Here is a 17,427-nt window from a genome sequence, read left to right as displayed (position 1 = left end):
CGAGGAACTGCCGGCGTGAGAGTGACGCCATCACTCGGAGAAATGCTGGCTGGCGCACTAACGGTTACGTGGCTGTGCGAGCGCGACACACACCGCTGTCAGACATCGATGGGGGTTGTATCAGCCCCGTCAGCAGTCGTGTTCTGATGCTCGTGTACGCTCTGCTCATGTCCTCAACCAGGCGCTCCTCGGGACGGGAATGCTGAACGGCGGTTCGAAGAGGGTGGGGGACGGTATGGGAATGAGCGACGGCATGGGTGGAAGCGTGATAACGGCTGGTATGGGATGGGACGCCGGCATGGTCGCGCTGGCCCTGCTCATGCACGTTAGCGGCCTCATCATGACACGCGGCGAGTCGATGGACGAAACAAACGGGATGTAGCTAGCGACCCAACACACGATATGCACGTCCAGAACGTCCTCCCGCGGGATGCGATCCCGAGCATCGACGACCCGGTGTTCGGCCCGTCGTATTTTGGTGACCCGGACGACGACGTGATATAGTAGCCATTGAAAATCAATGCACACCCGATCGCACGACTGCAGTGTGATCGGTGTGTAAATCGTTTCAATTGTTACTATAGTCGTCGAGCGCGCTGGGATCACTCGCGCGTACCCGGTCCGTATCCTCAGCTATCACGAGATAGTCAACGATATTGTGGACGGCCGGCCGATCGTCGTGACGTGATGCCCGATCTGCTGGAGCGCCGTGGTGTACGATCGACGGTCTCGACAACGTGTCGTATCTGACCAGCACCGAGGCACTCCAGCTGGAGACGCCACCGGATCATCTCGTGATCGTCGGCAGCGGGTACATCGCAGCCGAGCTCGCGCACTTCTTCGGGACGTTCGGGAGCGACGTGTCGATCATCGGACGACGACCGACGCTCCCGCCCGAGGCCGACGACGAAGTCGGACAGGCATTTATCGACCGATATGCCGACCGTTTCACGGTCCACACCGGCCACGCCGCCACAGCGGTCAGCCAGCAGGACGGCGAGATCACGGTCGAAGCGATCCCGTACGAGTATGGCGACGACCCCGGACTCGTGGACGGTGCGGACCCTGTGACAGTGACCGGCGACGAACTCCTCGTCGCCGCAGGCCGCGTTTCGAAGGCGGATACGCCGAACCTTGCTGCGACGGCCGTCGAAACGGACGAACAGGGGTTCGTCGAGACCGAAGGCGACGAAGTGAGAGTCATTTTCGATGGGGCCGGGACACAGTGGATTCCGAGGCTCGAAGACGAAAATAGCGACTACCACGAGCTGTATCAGGCAGTCCGTGCCAGTACGTCCGTCCGTGACTTCTGTGCCGGCGCCTTCGGCGTCGAAGACGCAGTCGCCGACGCCGGTATCGTCACACTCGACGATCACGACGGCCACCCGAGCATCCGGTCGCTCGTCGCCGACAACTACGAGATCATCACGTTCTGACTGTTCGGCCGTGTTTAGACGCTCCTCAACCGGCGAGTCACGGGCCGTTGCGGTTGATCTAAAACCTGTCCTGAGTGCCTCATCGTGTCGATCTGTTCGCGGAGCATACGCTGCAAGAGCCGATTTGTACTGCGTCTAAACAAGGCCGACTGTTCGACTGTTACTCTATCAAAAGCGCGGTGACCTCCACCCAGCAGCCTGCACTGCCGGTTAATCATCCGTACGGGTAACCTACAGGAAGCCGTCTTACGCTGCTCTCACTCGTGACTTATTGCGGCGTGCCGACAGAGGGTTAGTACGTCGGACCAGATCAAACGTGGTCTCGAAGGAGTGATCGTGGCCGAATCAGAACTCTCAGTCATCAACGGCGACACGGGAAACCTCTCGTATCGAGGGTATCCGATCGAGGACCTCGCTGGCCGGGCCACGTTTGAGGAAGCGTTGTCTCTCCTCTGGAACGGGGCGCTTCCGACCCAGTCCGAGCTAGATACGTTCACCGGACAGCTACGCGAGCACCGAAGCATCGACGAGGCAGTCCTCACGACACTGGAGCGTCTCGCCCAGCAAGACGAACAGCCGATGGCTGCACTCCGAACCGGCATCTCGGTGCTTTTGGCCGCCGATCCCGAACGAGGGCTGGTCCCGACCGATTCAGAGATAATTCGACGGACCGGTCGTCGACTCACGGCCAAGATCCCCACGGTGATCGCCGCGTACGAGCGGTTGCGACAGGGCGAAGAACCGATCGAACCCGACGACGACCTCGGCCATGCGGATCACGGTCTCAACGCCTCGACGTTCACCGCGATGACGGTCGCAAGCACACACGCGGATCTCTATAGCGCAGTCACGGCCGGTGTCGGGGCACTCTCGGGACCACTCCACGGTGGCGCGAATCAAGATGTGATAGAGACACTGCTCGAACTCGACGAAAGCGGGGACGACCCGGTCGAGTGGACGGAGTCGGTACTGGAGGAGGGGCGTAAAATTCCTGGCTGGGGACATCGTGTGTACAGCGTCAAAGATCCGCGCGCAGCGATCCTCGAAGCCCGCAGTGACGCACTCGCACAGTCGACCGGCGAGTCGAAGTGGTGCGAGTACACGCGCGCCATCGAGACGGACCTCACCGAGGAGGAAGGACTCGTCCAGAATGGGATCGCCCCGAACGTAGACTTCTACTCGGGCAGTGTCTACTATCAGCTCGGCATCCCCGTTGATCTCTATACACCTATTTTCGCGATGAGCCGAGTCGCCGGCTGGGTGGTCCACGTCGACGAGTACCTCGAAGACAACCGGCTCATCCGACCACGGAGTCGGTATACCGGTCCCGAATCGCAGTCGTTCACTCCGATCGAAGAACGCTGATACGGATTATCGTAGCGATTTATCGGTGATCGTCTACCCCGTGGCGACGATCACCGGTACGCAACTACAATAAACCGTATGATACGGCCTGTCTCGGGACAACCGCCGGTGGATCGCGACGAGACTCCGTCCGATGAGACCCGCCGGCACAGCGCCCCGCCGACCGATGCCAGTAACTCACAACGAGTGGATATGTCGAATTTCGCAAGTTACCTTCGAGTTACGCTGTCACACATCCCTCAATCGCGTATTTATGGATCACTATTGACTGGATAGTGTAGCAATGTCAGAATCGGATTCCGCGGCCGAACTCGAACGACGCTCGGCCGAAGAAATGGAAGCGACCGTCGCCAGTATCAAGAAAATGCTCAAGGTCGGCGCGGTGTTCGCCGTCCTCGGCTATCTCCTCGCCGGGAGCGCGCTGTTCTTCGAGTTGACGGAGTTCCATCCCATGCTGGAGAGCTTCGTCTCGACGTACCCCGATACGAGCATCGCCGGCGGGAGCGGCGGAACGCGCGGGGCGGCGCTCAACTCCGACCTCGCTGCCCTCCACAAGTGGCCTTCGACGCTTTTGTGGCTGAAACTCGGTGGCGTCGCGCACATCCTGCTGGGCATCTTCATCGCGCTCGCGGCCATCGTCCGGGCGCTGGCGCTGATGCCCCACCGGCTTAGCTACGAGATGGAACGGACCCAGTCCTGAATAATTCAGGCGCTCGTTCTGCGATTCCGTCGAGCAGAGACCTGTGACTGATCCGGCGGTTTGCCACCCGATACGTGCGAGCTTGGTCGTCTGCGGGACCACGAGAGAGTGACCATAGGTCACCGTCGGGTTACCTGGTCACACGCAGTTCAATCTCGATTAAATACTGTAGAACCGTGTTCGTTTCCATGGCCAGCAACGACAGCCCCGCTGTGGAGCCACCTCGTACAGATGCCGTCCCAGAGAGCTACGCGGTCGCGGTAGCCGACGAACAGATCCACGTCTGGCAGTACCAACCCACAGTTGCGAATCCCGACGGTGACTGGCAGTTTGTCGAGTCTCTCGACCGCGACGGCGATCCGCAGCTCTCACTGGAGTACGCGGAGTTTGCCTTCGACGGCGAGGACGGACACTGGGTGTACAGCCGTAGTTACGACTGTGAACTCGATTGTAACTGATACGGGCGGCTGTAGCAATTTACCGGCGAGCGTCTACCCAGTGGCGACGCTCACCGGTAAGCAACGACAACGTTCCGTATGAGACGTAGTATCGGCGCGATATTCAGCAGTCGACAGCGCGTGTGCTGATACGAGTATATTACAACAGCGATTCGTTCAATCCCAGCGACGACAGGGCGCTCATCAGAGCGCCGAGAATAGCTACGGCGGCGAGCCCGAACAGGACCAGACCGACCACAGTAAGGAGTGGCCCCCCCGACAGGAACAGCGTCAGGGCGATGCCGACCGTCGCCAGGTACGTTCCCGTGAGGAGCGTGACGAGGGTCTGGAGGGGCCCGTCGACGTAGGCGTACACGCCGCTGGCCACTCCGAGGACCGGGAGCGCAACGAAGAAGACGATCCCCTGAACGGTCGCAGTGGCCGTCGCCAGGCCGTTCGTGGGGTCTCTGAACAGGGCGGCGATAAGTATGACGTAGCCGACGACGAGGGCGAGACCGCCCGTCCGATTGTCGAGGGTGATCGCTGGCACGTCACGTCGGTTGACACGCCAGTGCATATAGGTGTTCTCGTGACCCGACACGGCTGTGTGGACGAGCCACACAGCGGGGCTAGTTACTAAACGTAATCTAACTAACTACGAATATGAGAGATACTGACACGCATGGAGATGCTACAGAGTGTACGACGACGGGATCGTTCGGGAACCACGGAATCGACGACGGCGCAGCACTGATCCACAGCACGTACTACCGACTGATCAGTGGCGGTCGAGAGACGTTCGAACCGACAGCTGCCTTCTACGACTCGCTGGAGTCCGCGTTCCTCTGGGCCTATCTCGGGAGCGTCGACGAGGCGGGCGTCCCTGACCACGTCGAGGCCGCGATCGACGACGCGCGAGCGGTCACCGCCGACGAGTTCGCGGACCGGCCGGACGCCGATCTGCGGACGGAGGTCGTACCGACGTTCTACCAGCAGGTCGCGGGATTTCACTGTGAGTATCGTGGCTGAGACAGATTATTGCAGATCCTTACCGGATCGCTCCGGGGCCACAGTAACGCCAGTGTTACTGTACTCTTACTTTCTATGAGTGGCTGGACACGGCTATGTCATCCGATTCCGATGTCGACGGAGCGGAAATCCACTGGCACAGGGCGCTCGACCACGACGAACTCCCAGAAGGCAGAGTCAAACCAGTCACGTGCGACGGGACGACAGTGGCGATAACTCATCACGAGCAGAGTTACCACGCGATGGACAACGAGTGTCCCCACCAGGCCGGCCCGCTCGGAGAGGGGTCGATCGAGGACGGTCTCCTCCGGTGTCCCTGGCACGGGTGGGACTTCTATCCCGACTCGGGAGAGACCCCCGGCGAGTTCGACGACTGCGTGACGACGTATCCCGTCGAAGAGCGCGAGGAGGGGATCTACGTCGGCTTCCCGGTCGAACAAGAGCGTGATCGCACCGTCTCGGACGTGATCGTCGAGACGCTGGTCAACTGGGGCGTCCGACAGGTCTGGGGGATCGTCGGCCACTCGAACCTCGGTCTCGCGGAGGCGCTCCGGACCGAGGCAGAAGTCGGCAGTCTCTCGTACTACGGCGTCCGTCACGAGGGTGCGGGGGCGTTCGCGGCGTCTGCCTACGGAAAGCTCACGGGCCGGCCGGCGGCGTGTTTCTCGATCGCCGGGCCGGGCGCGACGAACATGCTCACTGGACTGTGGGACGCCAACGTCGATCGCTCGCCGACGATCGCGCTGACGGGCCAGGTCGAATCACAGGTGCTTGGGACAGGGAACTTCCAGGAAGTCGATCTCGAAGCCGCCTACGGCGACGTCGCCGAGTTCGAGGCGACGGTCCTGCCCGACAGCCAGCACGCCGAACTCGCGACGCGAGCGGCCAAGACCGCCGTGCTGGAACGGGGCGTCTCCCACCTGATCTTCCCCGACGAGATCCAGACGATGGACGCCGAGGGAGTCGACCCCGGTACGCCCGAGGGGCGGCGCACGCCGCGGGACATCTCGCCGCCCGAGGAGAAACTTCGAGAGGCCGTCGACCTGATCGAGTCGGCCGAGCGCCCGGTCATCGTCGTCGGCCACGGCGCGCGCTTCGAGATGGATCGGATCGTCGAACTGGCCGAGCGCCTGGACTGTCCTGTCCTCACGACGTTCAAAGCCAAGGGCCAGATACCGGACTCGCATCCCCTGGCCGGCGGCGTCCTCGGCCGGAGCGGGACCCCCATCGCGAGTCACTTCATGAACGAGTCGGACCTGCTGGCGGTGTTCGGTGCCAGCTTCTCGAACCACACCGGCATCGCATCCTACAAGGACATCGTGCAGGTCGACTTCGACCAGATGGCGCTCGGGAAGTTCCACAGTGTCGACGTACCAGTGTGGGGCGAAGTCGGCGTCACCGTCGCCGAGATGCTCGATCGACTCCCCGACGCCGAGGGACTGACGGCCCGGAGCCAGCGCGAGGAACTGGCCGAGCGCTGGGAAATGTGGCGCGATGAGAAGGCGACCCGTCGAGCTTCGTCGCCGGAGCGGGGCGTCAACTACGCCACCGCGTTCGAGGCAATGACCCGGATCGTCCCCGACGACGCCATCGTCCCGGTCGACGTGGGCAACAACACCTACGCGTTCGGTCGCTACTTCGAGTCGGCGGACCAGCGCGTGCTGATGTCGGGCTATCTGGGATCGATCGGCTTCGCGTTCCCGGCGGCGCTGGGCGCGTGGGCCGCCACGCGGGAACCCGACACCCCGTGGGCCGGTCGCCCCGTCGTGTCGGTCTCCAGTGACGGCGGCTTCGGCCAGTACATGAGCGAGTTCACCACCGCCGTCAAGTACGACATGGACCTCACGCACGTCCTGCTGAACGACGACGAACTCGGCAAGATCAGCAAAGAGCAGCGCACCGGCGGCTGGGACGTCTGGCAGACCGACCTCGTGAACCCGAGCTTCGCCGAGTTCGCCGAGAACTGCGGCGGACTGGGGATCGAGGTCGACGCCGAGGACGACCTCGATTCGGCACTGAAACGGGCGATCGACCACGACGGGCCGGCACTCGTGGAAGTACTGACCGACTCGGAGCCGGTGTGAGCGTGAGTGTCACTGTCACACTGGAGGTGGACGACGCGTGAGCGGGATCACCGCGACGCTGACGAGCGTCCTCGCGGTGCTGGTCGTCGCGCTCGTCGTCCGCCTGCTGGTACGCCACCGCGATCGAGTCGCCTACGCGAGCGTACTCGCCGCTGTCGGGCTGGGGGTCGCGGCGCTCGGCCTCGATCCGGGCCTGGAACTGACGGCCGATGTCATCTTCCTACTGTTGCTCCCGCCGATCGTCTTCCAGGGGACGATCGAGATCGACGTGCGCGAGCTCCGGGACGACGCGCCGCTCGTACTCGTCCTGACGCTGGTCGGGCTCCCGCTCGCCGTCGCGCTCCTAGGTACGGTCGGCACCGTCGCCTTCGGCTTCGAGCTGTCTGTCGCGCTGCTCTTTGCCGCTATCGTCCTCCCGACCGACCCCGCAGCGGTGCTCTCGATGTTCGAGGAGTTCGACGTGGCCGAGCGGCTCGCGGTCACCATCGAGGGCGAGAGTCTCCTCAACGACGGCGTCGCAATCGTGGTCTTCTCGACGCTGGTCGCCACGATCCAGGCCTCGGGAGAGTCAGTCACAGATATCGCAACGGTGGCCGGACTGAGCGGCTTCGCGGCCGACATCGCCGTCGTCGGCGGCGGCGGACTCGTGATCGGTGTCGTCGTCGGCCTCCTGGCCCACCGGCTGGTCCGGGGCCTCTCGGACTCGATGAGCGTCCTCCTGGTGACTATCGCCGTCGCCTACGGCTCGTTTCTCGTCGTTGAACACTACCTGCACCTCAGCGGCGTGCTGGCGACGGTCGGTGCGGGGCTGGCGATGGGTGCCCACGCGGAGACTCACGACGCCATGAGCGACCCCGAACACACCGTCCAGGAGGTCTGGGACACGCTGGCCTTCCTCGTTACGACGGTGCTGTACGTCCTCATCGGTGCCAGCGTCGAACTCGCCGAGTTCGTCGACCACGCAGGACTGATCGCGCTCGCGGCGGTCCTGGTCCTCCTCGTCCGGGCGGCCACCATCTACCCGCTCGTCACCGCGACGAACAGGCTGCTCGGCGACTCCGTCCCGACCAACTGCCAGCACATCATGGTCTGGAGCGGGCTCCACACGGTCGTCCCGGTGGCGCTCGTCCTCGCCGTCCCCGACGGGGTCGCCGCCGGCCGCCCCCTGGAGACGATGGTGTTCGGCGTCGCCGTCCTCAGTCTGGTCGTCCAGGGGCTGCTCATGCCCGCGGTGCTGGACCTGACCGGGCTGGCCGGGGGCGACGCCGACGGAACCGCAGGATGAGATCGATCACCGGGTGGCTCGTCGGCCGAGCGCGAAGACGAACAGCGCGACGAGGAACGCGCCGGCGGCCGCCTCGACACCGGCGAGAGCGCGCGCGAGCCCCCCGACCGGTTCGATGTCGCCGTAGCCCAGCGTGGTGAAGGTGACGACGCTGAAATAGAGAGCGTCGACGAGCGCGCTCGCGCCACCCGTCCCGTAGGTGACGACGGAGCCGGCGTCCCGGAGTCCGCCGGCCGCCGGGTAGAGCGCGGCACTGCCGAGGATGACCCCGATGGACGCCAGCACCGTTCGCTGTGGCCGCTCGCCGTAGCCGGCGACGAGGTCGAGCGCCGCGTTCGTGGCCCACCGGAGCCCGGCGTCGACGCGGTGGCCGGGCGATCGCGCCGGGTCCAGCGCGTGATCGGCGTACCGACGGCGGCGGTATCCCATCTCCCTGAGGAACAGCGCGGCCGCGTTCTCGCCGTCGCCGACCGCTCCGGCACCCTGGCGCGCTTCGAGATAGGTGCGTTCCAGCCCCGCAGTGTCGGCCTCGACGACCGGATCGCCGACGTAGTCGTGCAGTCGCCAGTCGTTTTCCCGGAAGAACTCCCGGTAGGCGGCGAAGGGGAACCCGTCGAAGCGCGTGCGGTAGAACCGGTAGCGATCGAGCGTCTCGCTGGAACAGTCGAGGTCGATATCGCCGATCGTCGCGTCCGTCAGGTCGTAGCACGCCCGGCCGTCGTCGGGCTGATCGAGGCGGCCGCCGTCGACGGTCGCACCGGCGAGGCGACACTCGACACTCCCCACAGGCCGGAAGCGAAGCGACCCGACCACTGCGTCGTCGAATCTCGGCGGACGTTCGAACGCGACCCGCTCGACGGTGAACCGGCGCGCGTCCAGCCCGGTGAACTGGACTGAGCGCCCGAAGGTGGTGTCGACGATCTGTCCGCGCTCGATGGCGGCGTTGGGGAAGTGAGCGCTGCCGGTCACCGAGACGCCATCGAGTTCGAGCCAGCTCTCGGCCGTGAGACTCGCGAACTCGACGCTCCCCTCGGCAGTCACGTCGTCGAGCGAGAACGACCCTGCCACCGTCGCGCGTCGGAAAGTGAGACACGTACCGTCTCGTCTTTCGCCCATGCGGGTGTCAGTGATCGTCACGCTCTCCTCGAAGGTCGCGTCGCTCGCGTCCAGACGACCCAGCGTGCAGCCCTCGAAGACGATCGGCTGTTCGACCGCCGATCCGGAGAGAGCGACGGTCTCGCTGATCGTACAGTCCCGGAACCGTACCGCCGCGAGCCCGTCCGTTTCGAGCACCAGCCCCGAGAGATCGAGCGTGTCGAGTTCCACGTCCACGTACTCCAGTCTCCGCTCGTCGTCGCTGCGCAGGTCTGCACAGACGGCGGCTCGAACGTCGGTGTCGGCCGCTTCCGCGGCGTGGAACGGACACCGTTCGGCGTCCGGGCCGACCGGCCGCGGACAGGGGCTCCGGTCGGCGTCCCGGTCGGCGACGTATCCACAGGCCATTCGTCGAGCCAGAGCGTCCGCAGTCCCCTATAACCCCGATAACACGCGGGTAAGACACGTTTATGTGGTGTCACGCGCAGGTCTGGCTGGATGACCAAGGAACCTCTCGAGGAGCCCGAACGCGTCGCCACGTGGAGCGAACTCGACGACCGCGACCCGGCCCACGCCCGCGTCGAGGGCGTCGATCTCGTCGTCGTCAGATACGACGACGAGGTGTCGGTCCTGTACGGTCGATGCCAGCACCGCGGCGTTCTCCTCGGCGACGGCCACGTCGAGGGCGACAACCTCATCTGTGGCGTCCACGGCTGGGACTACCGCATCGACACCGGCATCAGCGAGTACGACAACAGCGAGCAACTCGCCGAATTCTCGGCCGCGGTCGACGAGGGGGCGGACGCCGTCTACGTCGACGCCGACGAGGTGGCGGGGTGGACCGAGGGGCACCCGCAGCCACGCGACGACCCGACGCCCGGCGAGGGGGACGCCGGAGCAATGGCTGGGGCCACCGACGACATCGACGGCGGCTCGGTCGACCCCGAGTTCTACGGCGAACCCGACTACGAGAAGGAACCGCACGCCCACTACATCCAGACTCTCGCACAGTTGGGTCCCGAGGGAATCGGTGAGCACGGGGACATCTCCGCGATGGGTGTCCCCCGAACTGAGCTGCCGAGCTGGGACGACCTCCAGCTCCAGACCGCGCAGCTCGCCCGAACGCCGCTTTCCGACGAGGCACCGGTCGACACCGGACTTGTGGTCGGTCCCGGAGCCGAGACGCCCCTGGAATTGGAGATCCCAATATTCGTCAGCGACATGAGCTTCGGCGCGCTCAGCGAGGAGGCGAAGGTGGCGATCTCGACGGGCGCTGATCGGGCCGGCACCGGTGTCTGTTCCGGCGAGGGCGGGATGCTCCCCGAGGAACAGGCGGCCAACTCGCGGTACTTCTACGAGTACGCCAGCGGGAAGTTCGGCTGGGACATCGACCACGTCCGGGACGTACAGGCGTTCCACTTCAAGGCGGGACAGGGGGCCAAGACCGGCACCGGCGGCCATCTCCCCGGCGAGAAAGTCCAGGGCCGGATCGCCGAAGTCCGTGATCTCGAACCGGGCACCGACGCCGTCAGCCCCGCCCAGTTCCCCGACCTCCGGACGCCCGAGGATTTCGCCGAGATGGCCGACCGCGTTCGCGATGTCGGCGGCGATATCCCGGTCGGCTTCAAGCTCTCGGCCCAGCACGTCGAGGACGACATCGACTTCGCGCTGGAAGCCGGTGCCGACTACCTCATTCTCGACGGCCGCGGCGGCGGGACCGGGGCTGCACCGGACGTGTTCAAAGACAACATCTCAGTGCCGACGATGGCGGGGCTGGCCCGCGCCCGCGACCATCTGGACGACCGCGGGGCCGACGACGTGACGCTGATCGCGACCGGCGGACTGCGGACCGAATCCGACTTTATCAAGGCGATGGCACTGGGTGCAGACGGCGTCGCGGTCGCCAACGCCGCGATGCAGGCAATCGGCTGTCTCGGGATGCGAGCCTGTGATTCGAACAACTGCCCAGTCGGGATCGCGACACAGCGCGAGGATCTCAGGAGCCGACTCGTCGTCGATTCGGCCGCCAATGGTCTCCAGAACTTCTTCGAAGCGACGGTCGAGTTGATGAAGGTGATGGCCCGTGCGTGTGGCCACGACGATCTCGGTGGTTTCGAGCGTCGAGATCTGACGACCTGGAAGCGAGAGATCGCGGAGCTGACCGGCGTCGAGTACGCTGGAGTTAGGCGATGACGATGGACACGTCGTCCTTGCCCGACGCAGTCCCGAGTCACTCTCTCGACCAACCGAGACGAACTCTTCGCGTTCACCGAGCAACTCGTGAGGTTCGACACCCAGAACCCGCCGGTGGCACCATCAAGTTTCAGGAAACTGCCGTGTTGAATAGCGGTCTCTGAGCCACGTGAAACGACACTGATTTTGAGACCACTAGTTTTAGCACCTAACAAGCCGACTCAAATTTTGACCCTCACGGCTAACACCGCTATTCAACAGAGCACAGGAAACCCATTCGAACTCGGGTCATTGAGGTGGATTGTTTGATACGGACAGTTGTAGGTCTTTACCAGATCGACCACACGCCGTCGTGCGGTCGACTGGGTAAACGCCTACAACCGTCCGTATGAATCCGCGAGCCACCGATGATCGCGAGCGTGACGAATACAGGACCCCACGGATTCTCCTCTGGATATCGCGTTAAGTTTGGCGTGAATTGTGGTAGACGGCGAAGGCTTCGAACCAAGATTCAGCTATCTCAAGCGTGACATGGCTAAAACTATTTGCAAACGATGATGTTCGTCGTTCTACTTCCCAAAAAACACGTTCGATAGGGCCTTGTTTAGACGCAGTACAAATCGGCTCTTGCGGCGTATGCTCCGCGAACAGATCGACACGATGAGGCACTCAGGACAGATTTTAGATCAACCGCAACGGCCCATGACTCGCCGGTTGAGGAGCGTCTAAACACGGCCGTTCGATAGCATTCCGATTCCCATGTGAAATCACCTGGAATCGGTAGCCGTCTTCAACAAGAACTGGTCCAAGATAATCCGCACCGTCGACGAGAAACACCACGTCGTCGAGGTGATAGCGGTGCTGTAGCTCGTCCAGAAACCACCGCGTCGTCTGTTTCGTTGTGGTCGAAAACAGGCTCACGTGAAGAATTTCGTTCGTATTGGGATCAACAGCGCCGTACAGCCAGTGATCTTGACCGTGCAGGCGGATCACCTTCTCGTCAACCGCGAGCTGATCCGCAGTCACCGTCGAGATCGGCTGTAGATCTGCCTTGTGAACCCACTCGTGGATCGCAACGTGGCTCCGCTCGACTCCCAACTCATCGAGATGTTGACTGGCCTCCCGAAGTGACATACCTGACAAGTGACACCGGATACCCACTTGAATCGCCCACTCGGGAGTCCGGTCTCGCTCCACAAACGACAAGTCTACCCACTCGATACTTCCGCTGAGGCGGTCGGATTCTCATAGACACTCAGAACTCGTCCGCGTTATTCTCTAACTGTATGTGTTTACCCGGAGGTCTCAACAGCCGGCACAGCGTGAGCGCGTGAGATCATCTCATTGCTGCTGACGACTCGACGAAGCTCTTGGTAGGGATTGCGTCCCTGCTGGCGCCACGTCGCCAGCAGGGACAAGACCGTCTCGTGAACGAACATTCCTCGGTCATTCCGAAGCGTGCCGATGATTTTCCGGAGAACAACAGGTTCACGAAGTGCGTTCTCAGCCGTATTATTCGTCGGGGAGACCGCTGGCTCACCCACAAAGGTGAGCCAGTGGTCGATCCCACCTTCGATTTTCCCGAGCAGTGTTACCACTGATTCGGTGGTCACTGACCGCTCAACGAGCGATCTGAGTCCGTTCTGGCATGAGCGATGCATCTGCGCTCGTTCACGAGGACTCGGGTCGGTCTCCAGCCACGACTGGAGACCGACGAACATCTGCTTGAGATATCGGTACACCGGTTCTGCCTCCTCGTGGTCACTCGCAGCGTCTTCGGCTTCCCGGAAAAGATGTGCCCAGCACCGCTGAAGATTACTGCTGAAGGCTGGATACGCCGTCCATCCGTCACAGATGACCGTTCCCGCGAAGTCCTCGCCGAGGACTTCTGCGGGAACATCACTCCCACGACTCTGTCTAACCGCGTATAACGTGTGCTTGCCTGTCCGAAACGTCCAAATCCACGCTTGCTCACCGTCGCGTTTGACGCCTGTTTCGTCGATGTGAACCACGTCAGCATCTTGAATCTCTTGTCGGAGCTGCTCGTACTCGCAGCGACCGGCGCGCGCAGCGCGCTCGGTCGCGTGCCACGCGGACGCGCCCGACAACTCCAGTCCGTGTAGTTGCTCAAAGCGATCAGCGATCTTCCGGTGGGGAAGGCGATAATCGTACCGAGACAGTGCTGCTTGGGCGATGACGTTCACCCCGAACTGCCCCTCATCGGGGCAGTCGGGGTGAGTCGCAACTGTCTCCGTTCCACAGGAATGGCACTGGTAGCAGTGGCGGTTGTACTGGGTGACTTCCGGTGGCTGTGGGTCCGGGATTTCCTCGACGAGTCGGGGGCTGACGCCCACCGACTCGTCGAAGTGGTCGCCACACTCAGGACAACAATCGCAGGTGACCTCGACTTCTTCGTCGGGATCAGCTGTCGAACGCCACTCCGGGTCGTGACCGTCCTTCCGACCAGGAGTGCCACCGTCAGTTCGGACATCGTCGTCTTCGTCGTCTTGCTCGGTCGGGGACTCATCGGTCCCCGACCGTCGCTTACTGGGAGGCGTGTGCGGATTCTCGTACTTCCGCAGGCGTGTTTCGAGTTCTTCGATCCGCTCATCCTTCTGGTCGAGTTTCTCCTCTAACTCGTGGATTTTCTCCTCCATCTGGAGAAACCGTGAGAGAAGTTCGTCCTTGGTGAGATCGTCCTCGTTCACCACTCCCACCACGAATTGACACCAGCAGAGCCAACGGGATGGTCTCCGAGGAGCGGAGACCATCCCTGTGGAAACAAACTCACTCTCTGCTGACGGACCATGTGTCTGTCATAGACCACCTCCTACGAGACAGTGACGAAATCAGCTGGGGCTAAACACGTACCTCTAACTTAACGCGACCGCGACGGCATCGAAAAGCCTCAAGCCATTCGGCCTGCTCCGCCTCCAGATAGACCTCTCGGTCGTCGCGGTCATCGTTGGTTCGGGGCTCGTCATCGAGGAGGAGCGGCTCCAGAAGTTCCACAGCGAGACCGACAAGACCGGGCAGCTACGGGAGCGAGTTGAGGTGCTGGAAGAGAAGTTAGACGGGTAGCGCTACTCGTTTTTGAGGACGTCGTCGGCGATCGCCGCGACCTCACCGGCCTCAATGTCGGCGTACATCTCGCTCGTCGTCGCTGGGTCCTGGTGGCGAAGCGCCTTCTGCGCCGCCTCGTGGCTGTGATTTTTGTACAGAGCCTTCCCGATCCCGCGCCGGGCACCGTGGGGTTTCAGATACTCGTGGTCGCCTTCGACCGGGATCTCGCCGTCTTTGCAGAGCCGTTTAAGTACCGACCGGACGCCGGTCGTCGTGATCGACGGCGGTTCGATACCGTGCTCGTGCAGGTAGTCGGCGAGTGGCTGGTCGCCACGGTCGCCGTCGGCGTCGCCTTCGAGCTGGGCGAGCGTCGGTCGGTGGCGCGTCGGGAACACCGGCCAGTCATCGTCTGGTGGTTGCTGGACGCGCTTGTGCTGCCGGAGCGCACTGTGGGCGGCCTCAGGAAACTGGACGGCCTCGTAGTCTTGTGACTTCCCGAGCGCCATGATCCGGTTGCTCTCGAAGTCGATGTCCAACCACCGGAGTCCCTCGCGACGATCGTCATCAGGATCCCGAAACAGTTCGGCCCCACGAGCGCCCGTGTACGCGAGCAGAGTGATGATTGCCCGGTCGCGGACTGGACCAGTAGCGTCCAGGCCGTCTGCGTCGATCGCGTCGCGGGCCTGCTCGTCGACGTAGTCGAGAAGCGCCCGGCGTTCGTCGGGCGACCACGTCTGTTCGGCGTCATCGTTGCTGCCGAGGCTTTCCTCCGGGAGTTCGTCGACGACGTGGCCCTGCTTTGCCGGGTTCTGGTCGATGTAGCCCCACTCGACGCAGTACGAGAGAAACGAGCGGATGTAGCCCCAGTACTGGTGGGCCGTCCGACCGGAGATGCCGTCATCGTCGTCAGGATCGCTCACGCGAGCGCTGACGCGCCGGCCGAGGTACTGAGCGTAGTTGGCCAAGAGTCGGTCAGAAATATCGCTGGTGCCCGTCGCACCGCGATCCTCACACCACACGAGCCACGCCGAGAGTACACGATCGAGTTCCGTCGCGTAGCGCCCGGCGCTGCCTTTCCGCCGCGAGTCGACGAACTGGTCTTTCGCGGCTGTGAGGGTCGGGTTCGCGTCGGTCTGAGTCTGTTCGACCATCCGTGCCGTCTGTACGGCGCGGGGGTCCAAAAGAGTACATACCCTTCCGTGAGTAAGCACAAGTAAATTGGTTGGCGCTGCTTATCGTCCGAATTGCGGAAGTATAGCCGTTGTACCGTCTGAATATCGGCCTACACACAAGCGATAAATCTCATAATGCTATACGCAATCTTCGCATATTCATCTATACAGGAATTGGCTCTAGACAGCTTCAGGCAAGAGAAAACCGGCTATTCAGATTCGCCGGCCCGAGCAGCCTCAACGAGATCCGCAAGTTCGTCGACGTGATCACCCGCCAGTCGGGCGAGCGCGTCGTGTTTCTCGCGCTTCGGAACATCGCGGAGATCGCGCTTCCGGAGCTTGAGATCCAACTCGGCCAGTGCGTCGCCGAGTTCGTTCAGCGACGATTCGCGAGCGTAGATCGCGTCCTGCTTGACGTCGTCGTAGGCAAACGCGGGCTCATCGAGCGAGTCAGATTCGGATTCAGATTCCGACTCGTGTTCGGGTTCGGTTGTGGTCTCAGACATGGATTCGTGCGTTGGCGTCGAGTCATGATCTGCCGGCGTCGCCTCGGACTGGTCGTCGTCTGATTCCTGCTCGGCGTTGTCGAGATCGTCGAAGCCCATTACCGATCGACCTCCCCGGCCTCGACGATCTGGGCGAGTTCGGCATAGTGGTCGAGCTGGTCACAGTCGGCGTCGTAGTCCCGCAGCGGCAGCCCCTGGTCGTTGGCGTTGTCGATCGCCGCTCGATGGCGAATTCCCGGCAGCGGGCCGTCGTACTCCCCGTTGTCGATCTGGTCCCAGTCGTCGGCAGAGAGATACGCGAAGTTCGGGACGTGCTTGGCGACGCCGTCGCGAGTCGTCATTTCTCGCAGGAGTCGCCGATCGCGTGTGTCCTGGTCAATCCGATCCGAGAGGTCAGTCGGCAGCACGGCAAGGATGTCCAGCTCGAAGTACTCGCGGGCTTCGAGGATCAGTCGCTGGACTGTGTTCGTGAGACCAGTCTCGTAGCCGTTCTCCGGTCGAAGCGGGATCATGATGTTGCCCGTCGCGTACATCGCGTTGTCGTTGAGCTTGCCGCGGTTGGCCGGGCAGTCGATCACGATGTAGTCGTACTCGTCGCCCAGGAGTCCGTCGACGAGTTCTTCTTTCAGTCGGGTCGTGCCCATCGTCGCCTCCTTGAGGCCCGACTGGACGTCCTCAAGGTCGACGTGGGCAGGGAAGAGGTCGAGCCCGTCGGTGACGGTGACGATGTGCTCACGTGGATCGCTGTCGCCCAGGAGCACGTCCGCGGTGTGGTTCGTGCCCCAGCAGTCGCCTCTGTACTCTTCGTCGAACCCGAGGTTGAGCGTCATGTGGCCGTTGTCGTCGAGGTCGACGACGAGCGCCGATTCGGTTCTGTGCGCCAGTTCCCGCGCCAGATTCAGCGCAGTGGTGGTTTTGCCGAAGCCCCCTTTCAGGATGCCGACGGCGACGGCGCGAGGTTCCGGTGTCATACGTGCCTCTTTTGAGGTAGGTACATCATATAACTTACCCAACTCACCTACCTTAGGTAGCGTAGCTTAGTTACCTAAGGTAGGTGAGGAG

14 protein-coding genes and 3 pseudogenes are annotated in these 17,427 nt (G+C 62.8%); 9 read left to right on the top strand and 8 right to left on the bottom strand.

Annotated elements, in window-relative coordinates; genetic code table 11:
- Positions 1-402 precede the first annotated feature (402 nt).
- From HALKA_RS22425 to HALKA_RS0100310, 5 genes and pseudogenes are all read left to right on the top strand, one after another.
- Positions 403-685 (top strand): annotated as a pseudogene (locus HALKA_RS22425) (DUF3179 domain-containing (seleno)protein); the annotation flags it as partial.
- 52 nt (positions 686-737) lie between these two features.
- Complete coding sequence (locus tag HALKA_RS18825) at positions 738-1,436, top strand: FAD-dependent oxidoreductase (protein ID WP_018256118.1); 699 nt, start codon at positions 738-740, stop codon at positions 1,434-1,436.
- Between the two features lie 270 nt (positions 1,437-1,706).
- Positions 1,707-2,801: a citrate/2-methylcitrate synthase gene (locus HALKA_RS0100320; protein ID WP_044956450.1), complete on the top strand. Its 1,095-nt coding sequence runs from the start codon at positions 1,707-1,709 to the stop codon at positions 2,799-2,801.
- Positions 2,802-3,084: 283 nt separating this feature from the next.
- Positions 3,085-3,501, top strand: coding sequence for a hypothetical protein (locus HALKA_RS0100315; protein ID WP_018256116.1), 417 nt, complete (start codon positions 3,085-3,087; stop codon positions 3,499-3,501).
- A gap of 188 nt (positions 3,502-3,689) precedes the next feature.
- Positions 3,690-3,959 (top strand): hypothetical protein, encoded by a 270-nt coding sequence (locus HALKA_RS0100310; protein WP_018256115.1) that lies wholly within the window; start codon positions 3,690-3,692, stop codon positions 3,957-3,959.
- A gap of 139 nt (positions 3,960-4,098) precedes the next feature.
- On the opposite strand, the gene HALKA_RS0100305 is transcribed toward HALKA_RS0100310, so the two are convergent.
- On the bottom strand, positions 4,099-4,488 hold the full coding sequence (locus tag HALKA_RS0100305; protein ID WP_155119337.1) for a hypothetical protein: 390 nt from the start codon (positions 4,486-4,488) through the stop codon (positions 4,099-4,101).
- 113 nt (positions 4,489-4,601) lie between these two features.
- On the opposite strand from HALKA_RS0100305, the gene HALKA_RS0100300 reads away from it, so the two are divergent.
- From HALKA_RS0100300 to HALKA_RS0100290, 3 genes are all read left to right on the top strand, one after another.
- Positions 4,602-4,967: a hypothetical protein gene (locus tag HALKA_RS0100300; RefSeq protein WP_018256113.1), complete on the top strand. Its 366-nt coding sequence runs from the start codon at positions 4,602-4,604 to the stop codon at positions 4,965-4,967.
- 95 nt (positions 4,968-5,062) lie between these two features.
- Positions 5,063-7,051, top strand: a complete 1,989-nt coding sequence (locus HALKA_RS0100295) for a thiamine pyrophosphate-binding protein (protein ID WP_044956449.1) — start codon at positions 5,063-5,065, stop codon at positions 7,049-7,051.
- A gap of 37 nt (positions 7,052-7,088) precedes the next feature.
- Entirely contained in the window at positions 7,089-8,336 is a 1,248-nt protein-coding gene (locus HALKA_RS0100290) for a cation:proton antiporter domain-containing protein (RefSeq protein ID WP_018256111.1), read from the top strand.
- 6 nt (positions 8,337-8,342) lie between these two features.
- Here HALKA_RS0100290 and HALKA_RS18820 read toward each other — a convergent pair whose 3' ends face one another.
- A complete protein-coding gene (locus HALKA_RS18820; protein ID WP_018256110.1) occupies positions 8,343-9,839 on the bottom strand; it encodes a potassium channel family protein in 1,497 nt (498 codons plus the stop codon).
- Positions 9,840-9,929: 90 nt separating this feature from the next.
- On the opposite strand from HALKA_RS18820, the gene HALKA_RS0100280 reads away from it, so the two are divergent.
- Positions 9,930-11,624 carry a glutamate synthase-related protein gene (locus HALKA_RS0100280; RefSeq protein WP_018256109.1) on the top strand — a complete coding sequence of 565 codons (1,695 nt, stop codon included), beginning with the start codon at positions 9,930-9,932 and terminating at the stop codon, positions 11,622-11,624.
- Between the two features lie 462 nt (positions 11,625-12,086).
- On the opposite strand, the pseudogene HALKA_RS21730 reads toward HALKA_RS0100280, so the two are convergent.
- The 6 genes and pseudogenes from HALKA_RS21730 to HALKA_RS0100255 all read right to left on the bottom strand — a co-directional run.
- Positions 12,087-12,218 (bottom strand): annotated as a pseudogene (locus tag HALKA_RS21730) (IS6 family transposase); the annotation flags it as partial.
- Between the two features lie 150 nt (positions 12,219-12,368).
- Positions 12,369-12,845: pseudogene (locus tag HALKA_RS18815) on the bottom strand (IS6 family transposase); the annotation flags it as partial.
- Between the two features lie 71 nt (positions 12,846-12,916).
- Positions 12,917-14,332 (bottom strand): IS66 family transposase, encoded by a 1,416-nt coding sequence (gene tnpC / locus HALKA_RS0100270; RefSeq protein WP_026190087.1) that lies wholly within the window; start codon positions 14,330-14,332, stop codon positions 12,917-12,919.
- A gap of 375 nt (positions 14,333-14,707) precedes the next feature.
- Positions 14,708-15,838 (bottom strand): tyrosine-type recombinase/integrase, encoded by a 1,131-nt coding sequence (locus HALKA_RS0100265; RefSeq protein ID WP_018256107.1) that lies wholly within the window; start codon positions 15,836-15,838, stop codon positions 14,708-14,710.
- 230 nt (positions 15,839-16,068) lie between these two features.
- Positions 16,069-16,464, bottom strand: coding sequence for a DUF7970 domain-containing protein (locus HALKA_RS0100260; RefSeq protein WP_018256106.1), 396 nt, complete (start codon positions 16,462-16,464; stop codon positions 16,069-16,071).
- The gene (locus HALKA_RS0100255) at positions 16,464-17,336 is read right to left on the bottom strand and encodes a ParA family protein (RefSeq protein WP_018256105.1); all 873 of its coding nucleotides are present in this window, start codon (positions 17,334-17,336) and stop codon (positions 16,464-16,466) included. The genes HALKA_RS0100260 and HALKA_RS0100255 overlap by 1 nt, the downstream gene beginning before the upstream one ends.
- Positions 17,337-17,427: the final 91 nt, after the last annotated feature.

Source organism: Halomicrobium katesii DSM 19301 (assembly GCF_000379085.1).
GTDB lineage: Archaea > Halobacteriota > Halobacteria > Halobacteriales > Haloarculaceae > Halomicrobium > Halomicrobium katesii.
The sequence above is the reverse complement of the archived record's forward strand: the minus strand, read 5'-3'. Positions and strand labels throughout refer to the sequence as shown.